The organism is Parabacteroides sp. APC149_11_2_Y6 (assembly GCF_054506995.1).
The window spans coordinates 2,396,975-2,411,769 of the sequence record NZ_CP173709.1 but is presented as its reverse complement, the minus strand read 5'-3'; the positions used below and the strand labels follow the sequence as shown (position 1 = coordinate 2,411,769).

Sequence of the window (14,795 nt, the reverse complement as noted above, 5' to 3'; positions counted from 1 at the left end):
TCTATATTATTACAGTTCGTTTTCATTATCAAAGAAGCCCAGTCCCTGCAATGCCTGGAGGAACCGGATGATGTAATCCCACGAAGTGATAGGCCAGCGATATCCCAAGCGGTAAAGCACCTGCATGGTATACGCGTTATGCTTCGGGTTATTGACTGCTTTCTGTCCGTGCGCCATGTTCTCGTAAGCAAGCATGCTGGATAAGATACGCGCCTTTTCCGGGTCGGCTTTTGCCTCTGCCAATGTGCGGGCAAATACTTCGTCTTCCACAGCTTTTACATTAAAGCCGAGTTCGGACATTTCCGTAAAGATATCTCCCAACAGGATGAAATGATGGTTGAACGGATGGAATATGCAGCACTCTTTCGGAGTCGTGGCCAATAACAGGATGGCTTTGCTGACTTCATCGATAGGCGACAGTTCCATGCTGTTGTCCAGACGGCTGTACGGGCATTCTTCCAAAAAGCGGTAAGCCTTCAGGCGTCCCATGAAACTGTTCGTACTGTAGTTAATCTGGAATTCTCCATCTTTGTTGCGGGCGGAAAGGTTGCCTACACGCATGATTTTTGCATTCAGGCGGTTCTCTTTTATGTTTTCGAGGATGGTCCGTTCGGCTATGAATTTGGAGTTGACGTATTTGTTATCCATATATTGCCCGAAGTACAGCATCTGCTCTGTCATGGCTGTTCCCGGTTTGGGATAACCGTTGACGCTCATGCCGCCCACGCTCATGGTCGAGATATGAATCATGCGTGCCCGGGTCTTCAGGCAGTAGCCAATTATATTTTTTACCCCTCCGATATTTACATCTTCTATATCCGTACCCTTGGAGAAGTGTTTCACGTTGGCAGCGCAATTGATAACCGTATCGACCGGTTCGTTCAGCAGGTAGTCGAAAGGTTCGGAATGGGTGACATCTCCCTGGATAATGAATATCCTTTTATCGAACAATTCTTCAAACGCGTCTTCGAAATAATAGAAAAGCATTGCTTTCAGACGGTTTTCGGCAGGCACGTTATTGTGTCCGCGCATCAGGCAATATATCTTTCCTGTTTGTGTATCCAGATATTCCTTGAGGATATGGATACCCAGAAAACCGGTTGCTCCCGTCAGCAGCACGTTGCCTAAAGGCTGGCGTTCCCCTTTTGCGAAGTTTTCGAGATTGTTTGCTTTCAGTACATTTTTCAAAAGGCTGTAGTCATAGCCGGTAATTTCTTTCGACATGCCGACGGGTTGTTCGTCTCCCGCTCCTGTCAATCCGGCCAGCGCACGGGGAGTAGGGTGCGAGAATACATCGCCATAGGCAATGGTATAACCCAGGTTGGCTGCTTCTATGATAATGCGGGTAACGACTAAAGAGGTTCCTCCCATATCGAAGAAGTTATCCGTGGCACCTACTTTTTCCACTTCGAGTATCTTGGCGAAGATATCGCAGAACTTCTGTTCGACTTCGTTTGCCGCTTCTTCCTGCTTTCCGCTGATGGCGAGCTGGGGTTCGGGAAGCGCTTTCAGGTCTGTCTTGCCGTTGGGTGTGAGGGGCAGTTTATCCAGTTGCAGATAGGCTGTCGGTATCATGTAGGCGGTAAGCGTCTTTTTCAGCTCTTCTTTCAGGAAGTCGATGTCTATGGTTTGCCCGGCGGTGAAGTAAGCGCAGATATGTTCTCGTCCGCCGATTGTACGGATCATGACGACCGCACTTTTTATATCCGGAACTTTTGTGATACAAGCCTCGATTTCTCCTAATTCGATGCGGAGTCCTCTTAATTTGACCTGGTTGTCGGTACGTCCCAATATAACCACATCTCCTTCGGGAGTCCATTGGGCATAATCCCCGGATTTGTAAATGCGGCATCCTTTGTAATCGATGAAACGTTCCTGTGTCATCTTTTCCAGATTGTTGTATCCTCGTGCCACACCGATACCTCCGATGTATAATTCGCCGACCACTCCTGCGGGAAGTTCATTGCCATCCGTATCTACAATAAACTCTTTGTAGTTTAGCAACGGGCGTCCGATAGAGATGCTGTTTGCGTGTGTAAGTTCTTTGCAATTGGAAGAAACCGTGATTTCGGTCGGGCCGTATGTATTAAAAATACGTGCCTTGGTGATTTCATGCAGGCGGCGAAGCAGTTTATCCGAATATTTCTCGCCTCCCGACATAATTACTTTGCAGTGGGAGAGCGCTTCGCAGAAATCGGGTAGTTCCATATATTGCAGCATACGCGACGGGGTAGCATTGAATACATCGGCATTTGTCTGTTTGAACAATTGAGTGAGTAACAACGGGTTGTTTGCCTGGTCTTCGTTAGCAAGGACAAGCGTTAGCCCGTTGAACAGGGTCGTGCCTATTTCCTTTAGCGACATATCGAAGGATATCGTTGTCACGGACAAAGTGATATGTGCTTCGGTTGCCATGGCGTGTACATGCTGATTGACCGGATGATTGAACAGGTAGTTGCAGATACCCTGATGTTCCAGCATCACGCCTTTCGGCTTGCCGGTGGAACCGGAAGTATAGATCAGATATGCCAAATCGGTTGGTGCTGTTGCGATATCCGGATTGGTGGTATCCGGGTGCTCGAGCAGTTTTTCTATATCGATGGCTCTGCCCGTTTCAAAGTCGGAGATGCGGCTGCTTGTCGTGATAATATAGGTTGCACCGGAATCGTCCAGGATGTGCTGGATACGTTCGGCCGGATATTCCGGGTCGCAGGGAATATAGGCAGCTCCCGCCTTCATTACCCCGAACATGGAAAGTATAATCCGGCTGGTGCGTGGCAGCAACAGGGCGATACGTGCCTGGGGTTTCACGCCGAGGGCGATCAGGCCATGTGCAATCCGGTTCATTTGCCGGTTCATTTCGGCATAAGTAAATGTAGCATCCGTAGCAATCAGTGCCGTATGGTCAGGGCGAAGTTCTGCCTGTTTCTCGATTCCCTGATGGAAAAGGCGGATAGGAATATCTGCTGTTCCTGCTTCATGGAATTTATCTACTACTTCTTCCTGGTGTTTGCTTAGCATGGAAACAGACTTGGTTTTCGAAGCCGGATTCTCCATCATATGGGAAATAACCGTAGCCATCGCTTCCGCAAACCCGTCCATGAGTGCTTTGCTGTAAACGGCATCATTGTATTGCAGGACAATACAAAGTTTGTCTTCGCGCATTTCGATATGGATGGATAGTTTGAACTTGGCGACTTTCAGTTCCATTATTTCAAATCCGACAGGCTGGCCATTTGTTGTATACCGGTTTAATACGCCTACCTGGTAGGCATACATGATTTCCGGTTTAAAATTATATTCGGCAGCCAGTTTGGCAAACGGGTAGTTTTCGTGTGAAAGGGTATCATCCAGCAGGCGGCCTGTTTCTTTGAGGAATGCTTCTACGGTCTGTTCCCCGATAGTGGCAGCCAATGGCAGTGTTTTGACAAACATACCGGTCGTGTTGGCTATTTTCACATTGGAACGCCCGTTGCTGATGGTACTGATATAAACCTGCTTGTTGTTGACATAGCGGGAAATTGTGTAGAATGCCCCGGCAAGGAACAGATGTGCCGGAGTAATGCCTTCCGATTTGCAGAAAGCATCTACCTGCGCATGGTCTACCGGATACAGGCATTCGGCAAGCGAGCCGTTTTCCGGATTACCGTTTAGGTCGGAAGATATTTCGCTGGCTCCTTCGCATGTCTTGAGCTGGTTATCGAAGAAGATGCGGGACGCTTCAAATTCCGCACTTGTTTCCGCATTCTTTTCGTCGTCTGCATACTCAAAATAAGAATAGGTTTCTTTTTCGACCGCTTCGCCTTCGAGCCTTTTATTGAGCGTATTGATAAATAAATCGCAGGATGCTCCATCGAACACTAAATGATGGAAGTCCAGCAACAGGTAAGTGTGCTCTTCCGTGCGAACCACTTCAAGGCGGTATAGCGGCCCTTTCATCAGGTTGAAGGGTTTCACGAACTCCTTTTTGTGAATGGCAAACTCTTCTTCATTCATCAGTATTTCGGGAATGCTTACATTTTGGATGGCATATACCTGTACGATATCTTCATTTCTCATTTCGAAATGCGTCATCAGGTGCGGATGCGCTTCCACAACCTCCGTGGCGGCGGCAACCAGTTTTTGCGGCAGGATATCCAAGGGGTAAGTCAGGATGAAAGGAATATTATATACCGTTTCAGTCGGGCGTTTCATACATTCATAGTACACGCCGGATTGGGAGTAGGACAGGGGATAATATTCTTTTTGGGCGCTTGTATTATCCTTTCCGCCTACTTTTTGGGGAGCCGTCAGCAAATGCCGGATAACCTCATTCTCTATATCCTGTATCGTTCCGCTTTTTACCAGCGTTTTCGAGTCGAGCGTCACCCCGTATTTTTTATAAACCACGGTAGCCAGTTTGATAGCGGATATGGAAGTCAGGCCCACATAGCCTAATTTGGAAGTAACCCCGAACTCTGTCGTATGGATAATACCGGCAACGATTTCCATTAATTCCTCTTCAAGGACATTCAATGGGCGGTTATCCTGTATTTCTTCCGTGGCGGATGCTTTCTTTTCCGGTACGGGAAGTGCTTTCTTATTTACTTTCTGGTTTTGATTCAGCGGGATTTTATCTATTTGCATCGTAACCGCCGGAACCATATAAGGAGGCTTGGTATCGAGAATAAAGTCGTTCAGCGCCTCGATGTCTACCTGCTGGTCCGATACGATATAAGCGGCAATAAATTTACCTCCGCCTTCCTCGTCGAACGCTTGTACCGTTGCATCCTTGATACCGGGAAATTCGCGGATAACGGCTTCTACTTCTGTCAGCTCGATGCGGAATCCCCGGATTTTCACCTGGGCGTCTTTTCTCCCTACAAATGCGATATTTCCATCCGGAAGATAGCGTACAATATCTCCGGTGCGGTAGATTCTTTCATATCCCGGTTCATTGTCGAATGGATTGGGAATATAGGCTTTTGCCGTTTCTTCCGGACGGTTCAGGTAACCTCTTGATACCTGTATGCCGGCAACCCATAACTCGCCGGTAGCCCCTGCCGGAAGACGGTGGCCCCGTGGGTCTGCAATGTAAAGTTTCAGATTATCCAGCGGTTTGCCGATGGGTATATTTTCTTCATTTTTTGTGAGTTGGTAAACCGTTGTATAAATGGTACATTCCGTCGGACCGTAAGCATTGTGGAAATGGTAGTTTGCCGGAGGCGTCAGGGGAACTAACTTTTCACCGCCTATAGATAAGTGTTTCAGGGAATGGTTTTCCACTTCCAGCGCAAACTGCCGTCCCACTTGTGTGGTGATAAAACTATGGGTGATTTTATGTTTTTCGAAGTATTCGTTCAGTGCAATTAAATCCAAGCGGATATCTTCGCCGATTACATGCATGGTAGCCCCGCAGGTCAGTGCCGGATAGGTATCCATCATGCTGGCATCGAACCCGTAACTGGCATAAGCTGCGACATGGTTTCCCGGCTTTAGTTCGTAATAACGCTGGTACCAGTTGCAAAAGGCTACCAGGTTCCTGTGTTCCAGCATGCAACCTTTAGGTACGCCTGTGGAACCTGAGGTATAAAGGAAAATAAATAAATCTTCCGGGCGGACCTCATCCAACCGGATTCCCTTATCCGGCAGGGATGGAATGTCTTTGGTAAGCAATATTTCGCCCTTATAATCCGGGACAAGGGGAATAAGGCTTTCGTCGGCAATCAGAAGTTGTGCATCCGTGTCTTTCATCATGAAGGCAAGCCGTTCCATCGGATAAGAGGGGTCTAACGGTTGGTAGGCACAACCGGCTTTTAATACGCCGAGCGAGGCTATTGCCATATATTCGCAGCGGGGTATCAGGATAGACACAGCCTGCTCTTTCTTCAATCCGAGGCTTTTTATGTGTTGTCCGATACATTCGGATAATCTGTCCACTTCCTGATAGGTATAATGTCTCTCTTTATATACGACGGCAATATTGTCCGGTGTTTCTGCCACTTGCTTGCGGAAGAGGCTGACGATCGATTGGGTGGTGTCGTATGCAAATTCCGTTTTATTGAAAGAATCGAGCAATTCGGTTTCTTCGGGAGATAACATTTCCAAATCTCCGCAGGCTTTATCCGGATGTTCTACGGCATCTATCAACATGGTCCGTAGGCAGGCAAACATTCTGCGAACTTCATTCTCAGTGAACAGGTGTTTGTTGTAGACGAAACGTAAGCTCTGTAAACCTTGCTCATCTTTTTTAGCAAGGTTGACCCTGACGGTGAAGGGAAGCAGCAACGCTTCTTTTTCATTTATCTTTCCGGGTATGTCTATCGAGTTGGAGACAATGGAATAGGAGAAAAGGGATTCCGGTTGAATATCGGCTTTAACCAGTTCGTTGGTGCATAGGTTAAACGGATATTGGCAGTGCGTCAGCCCTTGTTTCAATATGTATTTGGCCTCTGCAATGGCTTCCCTTACCGTTTGTTCCGGTTTGTAGGGGTATTTCAGTGGAACCGTATTCACGCACATTCCGCTTATGCCTTTCTGGTCTTGCGGACGTGCATTCATACCACTTGCCAAAACAACATCCGGTGTCCGGTTTACCCGTGCCAGATAAATAGCGAACAGGGATGATGCCAGTATAAATGGTGAAATCCGTTTCTCAAAAGTATCGCAAAAAGCAAGGAACTTGCGGGATTCTTCTTCTGTAAACGAAAAGTCGATGTAGGGAACCGGAAATGAAATATCGGCAGCCGGCAAAGTGGGATATTCTTCCAGACCGGAAAGATTATTTATCCAGAACGTTTTGTCCTGTTCCGCTTTTTCCGATTTCAGATATTCGATTTCGTGGAATACATATTCCTGGTATCCTGTTTTTTCTGTTGTATAACTCTTACCTTCTTTCAGTGCCGCAAGGTTCTGCAAGATGTCTTTATAAAAGGTATATATGCTCGAACCGTCGGCAATAATATGGTGGACATGGAAAATAAGTGTGATGCCTGTTGTTTTTTTCACAAGGGTGATTCTTGCCAATGGCTGGTCCAGTATACCGGGGTATGGTTCGAATGTCACTTTATTGATTATGGCTTGTGCCTTTGCCGGTGGCAGCCCGCTGATATCTTCGAAGTCAATAGGTATCGGTTCTCCGATATACTGTTCGTAATCTCCCTGTTCATTTTGCGTCAACCGGAGTCTGAAAGAAGAGGGTACAGAGTCTTGTACTGCTTTTTGCAGATGGATCTCGTTTTCCAAAGGGAAATCGCAGGTGCGGATTAACTGATAAGCAAAGCTTCCTGAAAATTGGAGTGTTGTGGGAAGTAGCCTCAATTGGGCATTTGAGAGTGGAAATACTTTCATTAGAGTAGAGTTTAGTTTGTTTATTCAAAAGACGAATTAAAAATAATGCAGATGAAATTAAGAAACAACTTTTTTAGTTATTTTATGTTTGGCTTATATTACAGGAGGTCAGGCTAAGTGGTTTATTTTTATATTCGATGTGCTTTGTTTAATCTTTCCGTACCTTGTGTTTTACAATATTGTATATAGGATTATCCTCCCGCAAACCATTCTTTAAATTCAGAGACCCGTGCTTTGCTGATTAATATTTTCTCGGGCACGGGCACTTTCATGTTTACGGATAAGCGTCCGTTAAACCACAAATCGATATCGAGCACAGCTTTTCTGGAAATAAGGTACTGGCGGTTTACGCGGAAGAAAAAAGCCGGGTTCAGACTGTCTGCCAGTTCATCCAGAGTCTGGGGAAATATATGTTCTTTTCCATCTGCCATCATCGCTTTTACGACCCCTTCGTCTATATGAAAGAATAAGATGGAGTCTGCCGAAACAGGAAGTAATTTATCTCCTTTTACCGGAATCAGAAAGTGGGTTTTGTAGTTCTCTTCTTTTTTTAAGGCACGTAGTAAAGAGGTATAATCCGGTTCTTTGTTTGGGCTATCGCTATTTAGAAGTTTCAGCTTATCAAGCGCTTTTTGTATGTCTTTCCTGTCGATGGGTTTGAGTAAATAATCGATACTGTTTACCTTGAATGCTTTCAGGGCATATTCATCGTATGCCGTAGTGAAGATAATGGGGCAACGGATTTCCACATGTTCGAATATTTCAAAAGCAGAACCGTCTGCAAGGTGAATATCCAGAAATATCAAGTCCGGAGCGGGAGAGGCCCTGAACCAATCGATCGTTTCCGTAATACTATCCAATACAGCCAATATTTCCATGTCGGGCGCTACTTCCGACAGTAAAGCCTGTAGGTTGCGGACGGCTGCTTTTTCATCTTCAATAATAAGTGCTTTCATACAGTAAAAATTAGCAGGTGTTTCAGATTAACGGAATTGTAACGACAAACATATCTTTTTCTTCCCGGACGACAATCTCTTGTTTGAAGAGTAGCCGGTAGCGTTTGGACAGGTTCGCAAGACCAATACGGGTACCTGCACTTGCCGTTAGCTTGGGTTGTACCGGATTAGAAACACTCAGCATATGGTTTGCCGCATGGATATGAATCACCAATGGGCGGCGGTTACTGATTTCATTGTGCTTTACCGCATTCTCAATCAGCAGTTGTACCGACATGGGAGGCAGCTGGCAGATGTCCATCGCTTCGTCTATTTGAATATCAAACGAAAGATTCTCTTCATAACGCATTTTCAGCAGGAAGATATAGGCATTTACAAAATCCATTTCTTCCCGGAGGGATACGCTCTGGCTTTCATTCTCTTGCAAGGTATAACGTAATACATGCGATAACTCCTGTAAATAATCCTGTGCCTTATCCGGTGTTTCTCGTATCAGGGAACGCAGGGTGTTTAATGAATTGAACAGCATATGCGGATTAAGCTGGCTCTTTAATGCCTCATATTGGTTGAGCAGATTTTCGGCCCGCAGTTGCTGGTTCTCAACCAATACCTGCTGGCTTTTGCGTACCAGATAAGTAATATAACAACTGCCCACCACGATACAGGTAATGATAAAATCGCGCAAGGGATGCAGATAGTGGTGTACCATTGCATCGATAGCCGGAATATCGAAATGATGATGCAGGAATACAAATCCTTTGCCTAACACGTTGCTGACAATCCATGTCATTATAAACGACAACACAATCTTTTTCCACGTAATGATTGACGACGGGCGGTTGAACCTGAACACAAACGTATTCAGGGCAAAAAGCAACAGCAACGAAATAAAGGTGAAGAAGATTTCGTTGGCCACATCCGCCCAGTGCATACCCGGAAACAGGTTATTTTCCCCCGAATGGTCGAACAACGAAATTAACTCGGGGAAATGGGTCAGGAATGCCACCATTATCGAAATAACGGCCAGTACCACTACATATTTATCTATCCTGTTCATTTTCACAATTGCAAATATACTATTTTTCTACGCGTGCACTTACATACATGCCGGGACGGAAACGCGGATTGCTTTCTTTTACACGTCCGTAAATTTCGAGCGAACGGTTTGTTTCATCTACTACCTGCCCGATTGACAGTACAGTAGCATGAAATGTCTGTTCGCCCATCCCGTTGACACGGAACTGTATGTGTTTGCCTGCTTCCAGATTTTCCAGGTCTTTTTCGTAGGCAGTCAGGCATATCAGTGTTTCTCCTTTGTCTATGATGTCGCAGATAGGTTCGCCTGCATTGATGTATTTGCCCAGGTTGATAGCCATATTTGCCACATAACCGTTTAAAGGAGATTTTACTTCCAGATAAGGACGGATACCTTTCTGAAGCAGTTCTTCTGCCGGGACACCGAGGATGGTCAATTGTGCGGCGGCGGCTTCGAGCCGGCTTTTCATGGAAAGATAATCAGCTTTGCTTTGTTGCAGACGTTTCTGTGAAGCGGCCTCCTGCGATGCCAGCCGCTGTTGGCGGGCATATTCGGTTTCCATATATTCTGTTTGTGCATGTGCATCCAGATAGTTTTGTTGGAGCAGGATAAAGTCCGGATTTTCCAAGGTAGCCAATACGGTTCCTTTCTTTACATAATCGCCGGGCAGCAGGGTTGTGCTGTGTACCGTACCGCCCATTGTCAGCGTGACGGTTGCATGGCGTTGGGGAGGAACCATCAATGTCCCGTTGAACGAAGAATGGTTCGGCATGGCCGTTGCCGAGGATATGGCATCCACCTGTTCTGTTGTGTCCGTTACTGTTTCGGAAACTTCTGCTTGGACAGGTTCGGCTTCTACCGGAGTTGCTTCTCCCGTATTACCGGGCTGGGTAGGTTGGTTGCAAGCTGCCAGTAACAGCAAAGCAGCAGGTATCAATATCTTTTTCATCTTACTTTATTATTATTCGTTCTATCAATCTATTTTGTATATAATTCCAGTTCGAGGGCGGCTATATTATAATTGTATACAGCTTCGATGTAGCCCTTTTGTATTTCACGCGCGGCATTCAGGCTTTGCACGAACTGGGTGATATCCGTTTCGCTTTCCCTGAATTGTATCAAGGCACTCTTGAGTAAAGCTTCGGCTTCGGGCAGTGCACCGGTTGTGTAGTAACGGATGCTTTCGGACTGTTTACGCAGCATGGCTTGCAGCTCGCTGATACGGTTGTCTGTCTGGCGGATATTGGCTTCCGCTGTGGTGCGTGCGATATAGGCATCTATTTTAGCCTGCTTTATTTTACTGTGCTGGGGAAAGAACAGGACGGGGAAAGACACACCCACCATCCATGAGTTCAGTCCGCTTAACGGGGCTATCTTTTGCCGTACATATCCGAGGGATAGTTCGGGAAAGAAACGGCTCCGTTCTATATTCAGCATTGCTTTCTTTTCGTCTGCCTGGCTGATGAAAAAGTCTTTATAAACATCAGATAGCAGGTTTGCATCCGTTTGCACCGGAAGGACGGACAAAGAAGTGTCGGCAGGAATAATCGCATAGTCCGCATAGCAAGCCCATGTAAAACGGCGGGCGGCAAGGCGGTATTCCTCTTCAGCCTGTATCAGGCGGGCACGAAGGTCGGCTGCCAGTGTTGTTGTCATATTACGTTCTAGCAGCGTAATGTCTCCCTGCTCATAGCGAAGTTGCCCGGCTTTCTGCAAACGTCCGGCAAGGTCGTTCTGCTCGCGATACAAAGAACAAAGGCGGTTGGCGTATTGATAATAGACATAGGCACGTTTTACTTCGGCTGTGATTTCCTTTTTCACCATCTCTTTATAATACCGGCCGGTTTCGACCTGACGGGATACCAATGCGTTTTTATAGAAAGGAGTGAGGAGGGAACCGAACGATTGCGTCAGTTCCATTTGGTTGTCATTCCGGACCTCTCCGTTTATTTGCCCCCAGGAATAATTGAAAGAGGTGGAGGCCGTTTCAAGAATTTGTCCTCTTCCGGCTTTGGAATAGTCGATAGCGGCGGATGCCGTTTTCAGCCGGGGATGGTTCTCTATGGCGATCGCTATGGCTTCATCCAGGGAAACCGCCTTAGCCTCTTCTGTCTGGGCACTTGTATATACCGGAGAGAGAAGCAGGATTGCCAATAGAATAACCGGAACGGTTCCTTTCGGCTTTCTTAGTTTTCTCCACCATACAGGAGCGATATTCACCATCCGGTAGAATACAGGAATGATAATCAAGGTAAGTATTGTAGAGACAATCAAACCTCCGATTACAACCGTTGCCAACGGGCGTTGTACTTCCGCTCCGGCCGATTTGGCAATCGCCATCGGAACAAAACCCAAGGAAGCAACCAGACCGGTCAGGAATACCGGACGCAATAGGTGAGGGCATCCTTTACGGATGATTTTATTGGTTGTCATGCTATATGTTGTTTGTTTGCGTAAATCATTGAAATGGTTAATCATCAGGATACCGTTGAGGACTGCCACTCCGAATAAAGCTATAAATCCGACTCCGGCAGAGATACTGAACGGTAAGTCACGTAGCCAGAGTGCCACGATACCCCCAATCAGTGACAGGGGAACGGTTGAGAATACTACCAGCGTATAAGTAACGCTCTTGAAAGCAAAGAACAACAGCAACAGGATAAGTGCCAATGCTACCGGAATCACGATAAGCAGCGTATTGATGGCATTCTGCAAGTTTTCAAATTGTCCTCCGTATTCAAAGTAATAACCGGGTTTCAGCTTGATATCCTTGTCGAGCGTATCCTGTATGTTGTTTACCACCTGTTGTATGTCGGCATCGCGGACATTGACCCCGATGACGATGCGGCGTTTGGTTGCATCACGGTTTATCTGCAAAGGACCGTTCACCAGTTCGATAGTTGCCACTTCGCTTACAGGAATCTGGATACCCTCGGCTGTACGGACAAACAGCTTGTCCAGGTTCAGGTCGGATACTTTCTTGTTGTCCAGACGAACTACCAAATCAAAGCGTCTTTCGTTTTCGAAGATTACCCCGGCTGCTTCTCCTGCATACGCCGTACGGATAATCGTATTCAGTTCGCTGATGTTCATACCATAACGGGCTATCTTGGCACGGTCGTATTTCACAACCAATTGGGGAAGTCCCATTGCCTGTTCTACCAGAACGTCGGATGCACCGGGAACTTTTTTTACAAGTATGGCTGCCTCTTTGGCTTTGGCGTAGAGTTCAGCCATATCTTCGCCATACAGTTTGATGGCAATATCTGCTTTTGCCCCGGTCATCAGTTCGTTGAAACGGAGTTGGATAGGCTGGCTGAAATTAAACTCCGCCCCGGTTATCGGTTCGAGTGCTTTTTTCATCTTTTCGACCATCTCGGCACGGCTGCCCGCCGAGGTCCATTCCTTGAAAGGCTTCATGATGATCATCACATCGGCATCTTCTACCGCCATCGGGTCGGTAGGAACTTCCGCCGTACCAATCTTTGCCACGACATGTTTGATTTCGGGAAATTTCTCTTTTAATACTTTTTGTGCCTGGCTGGATAGTTCGATACTCCGTGTCAACGAACTTCCGGCCGGAAGCGTCATCTGCATGGCAAAATCACCTTCATCCAATGTTGGGATAAACTCGGCTCCCAATCTTGTAAACAGGAGCAAAGCCCCTGCCAACATGGCGAATGCCGTCAATGTGGTGGCATAGATATGGTGCAGGCAGAAATGAAGCCCCTTTTGATAAAGCAGGTTCAGCTTCTCGAAGAAACGGTCTGCCAAAGTCTTTTTGGTGGAAATGGTATGTTTCAGGAAAAGGGATGCCATCATCGGCACATAGGTAAGCGACAGAATCAAAGCTCCGATAATACAGAACACCAGTGTTTTTGCCATCGGCGTAAAATATTTCCCTTCTATGCCCGTCAGGGTAAGGATGGGGAAGAATACGATAAGTATAATCAATACGGCAAAAGTTGCACTGCGTACCACGCCACCGGCGCCGGCTTCTACCTCCTTATTCATTTCTTCCGGCGTGAGGGTACGCCCGGCAAGGCGTTTGGTATAGATATGCGCCAGTATGCCTTCGATGATAACGATAGAGCCGTCTACCACGATACCGAAGTCGATTGCCCCGAGGCTCATCAGGTTTGCCGATACGCCGAACAGCCGCATCATAATAAAAGCAAACAGCATGGCCAGGGGAATGACCGATGCAACAATCAGCCCTGCCCGTACATTGCCAAGGAACAGCATCAATACGACAAACACGATAAGTGCGCCTTCTATCAGGTTGCGGACTACTGTCGAGATGTTCCGGTTTACCAGTTCCGAGCGGTTCAGGTAAGGCTCTACGCTTATTCCTTCGGGAAGCATCTTCTGGACTTTTGCCACGCGGGTTTCCAGTTCTTTGGTTACTACATTGGCGTTGGCTCCTTTCAGCATCATGGCGATACCGCCCACACATTCGCCTTTACCGTCCATCGTCATGGCACCGAAACGTTTGGGGGCGCCAAAGCGGACGGTTCCTACATCACTGATATGAATAGGGATGCCGCCCCGGTTGGTTATCACGATACGTTCTATGTCTTTTATCTTGCTAATCATACCTTCCGAGCGAATATAATAAGCGCGGTTCACTTTTTCTATATAGCTACCTCCCGTATTCTGGTTATTGCTGTTGAGGGCTTCGAACACTTCGCCGATGGTAATGTTCAGGGAGTAAAGGACGTCGGGGTCTACAGCCACTTCATATTGTTTCAGGTAACCGCCGAAGCTGTTTATTTCCACAATCCCCGGAATACCGGACAATTGGCGCTTTACAATCCAATCTTGTATGGTGCGGAGTTCCATCGCGTCATATTTATCCTCATATCCGGGGGCAACCTTCAATATGTATTGGTAGATTTCTCCCAGCCCGGTTGTGATAGGCATCAATTCCGGCGTTCCCAGTTCGGCTGGTATTTCACCGGAAACGGATTGTATCTGTTCGTTGATAAGTTGCCGCGCATCGAGTGTGGGTACGCTTTCCTTAAAAACGACCGTCACCAGCGATAAACCGAAACGGGATACCGAACGTATCTCTTCCACATTCATAATGTTGCTCATGGCAATCTCGATCGGTAGTGTAATCAGTTGTTCTACTTCCTGCGGGGCAAGGGTGGGCGAGACAGTTACGATTTGTACCTGGTTGTTGGTAATATCCGGTACGGCATCAATCGGTAATGTCAGCATTGCATAGATTCCACCTATCAGCAGGAATAAGGCGGTTAGCCCTACAAACAGTTTCTTCTGTATGGAAAAACGGACAATAGCTTTAAACATCTTTTTTTATACTTTGATTTAATGATTGCAAAATAAAAGAGGGGGAATACCTTATACAATATGAAACGGTTGAACTCGCCCGATTGGCAAATGAACTGTCTGATTCCGGCAATGAGTTAAACCACCCCAAAAAGAGTTCCGGCATTTACGATGCAGTTTTT

Annotated in this window: 5 protein-coding genes; all 5 read right to left on the bottom strand. The window is 46.7% G+C overall.

The window, feature by feature from the left end; genetic code table 11:
• Positions 1 to 9: 9 nt before the first annotated feature.
• Positions 10 to 7,329 carry an amino acid adenylation domain-containing protein gene (locus ACGE0T_RS09785; RefSeq protein ID WP_459190276.1) on the bottom strand — a complete coding sequence of 2,440 codons (7,320 nt, stop codon included), beginning with the start codon at positions 7,327 to 7,329 and terminating at the stop codon, positions 10 to 12.
• 191 nt (positions 7,330 to 7,520) lie between these two features.
• On the bottom strand, positions 7,521 to 8,285 hold the full coding sequence (locus tag ACGE0T_RS09780) for a LytR/AlgR family response regulator transcription factor (RefSeq protein ID WP_459190275.1): 765 nt from the start codon (positions 8,283 to 8,285) through the stop codon (positions 7,521 to 7,523).
• A gap of 22 nt (positions 8,286 to 8,307) precedes the next feature.
• Positions 8,308 to 9,342: a sensor histidine kinase gene (locus tag ACGE0T_RS09775; protein ID WP_459190274.1), complete on the bottom strand. Its 1,035-nt coding sequence runs from the start codon at positions 9,340 to 9,342 to the stop codon at positions 8,308 to 8,310.
• Between the two features lie 19 nt (positions 9,343 to 9,361).
• Complete coding sequence (locus ACGE0T_RS09770) at positions 9,362 to 10,270, bottom strand: efflux RND transporter periplasmic adaptor subunit (RefSeq protein ID WP_459190273.1); 909 nt, start codon at positions 10,268 to 10,270, stop codon at positions 9,362 to 9,364.
• A 29-nt stretch (positions 10,271 to 10,299) separates the two neighbouring features.
• Complete coding sequence (locus ACGE0T_RS09765) at positions 10,300 to 14,634, bottom strand: CusA/CzcA family heavy metal efflux RND transporter (RefSeq protein WP_459190272.1); 4,335 nt, start codon at positions 14,632 to 14,634, stop codon at positions 10,300 to 10,302.
• Between the last annotated feature and the right edge of the window lie 161 nt (positions 14,635 to 14,795).

Bases quoted from the DNA above. Each gene is read 5' to 3' on its own strand.
- ACGE0T_RS09775 (WP_459190274.1), bottom strand. From the start codon at position 9,342: ATGAACAGGATAGATAAATATGTAGTGGTACTGGCCGTTATTTCGATA.
- ACGE0T_RS09765 (WP_459190272.1), bottom strand. From the start codon at position 14,634: ATGTTTAAAGCTATTGTCCGTTTTTCCATACAGAAGAAACTGTTTGTA.
- ACGE0T_RS09785 (WP_459190276.1), bottom strand. From the start codon at position 7,329: ATGAAAGTATTTCCACTCTCAAATGCCCAATTGAGGCTACTTCCCACA.
- ACGE0T_RS09780 (WP_459190275.1), bottom strand. From the start codon at position 8,285: ATGAAAGCACTTATTATTGAAGATGAAAAAGCAGCCGTCCGCAACCTA.
- ACGE0T_RS09770 (WP_459190273.1), bottom strand. From the start codon at position 10,270: ATGAAAAAGATATTGATACCTGCTGCTTTGCTGTTACTGGCAGCTTGC.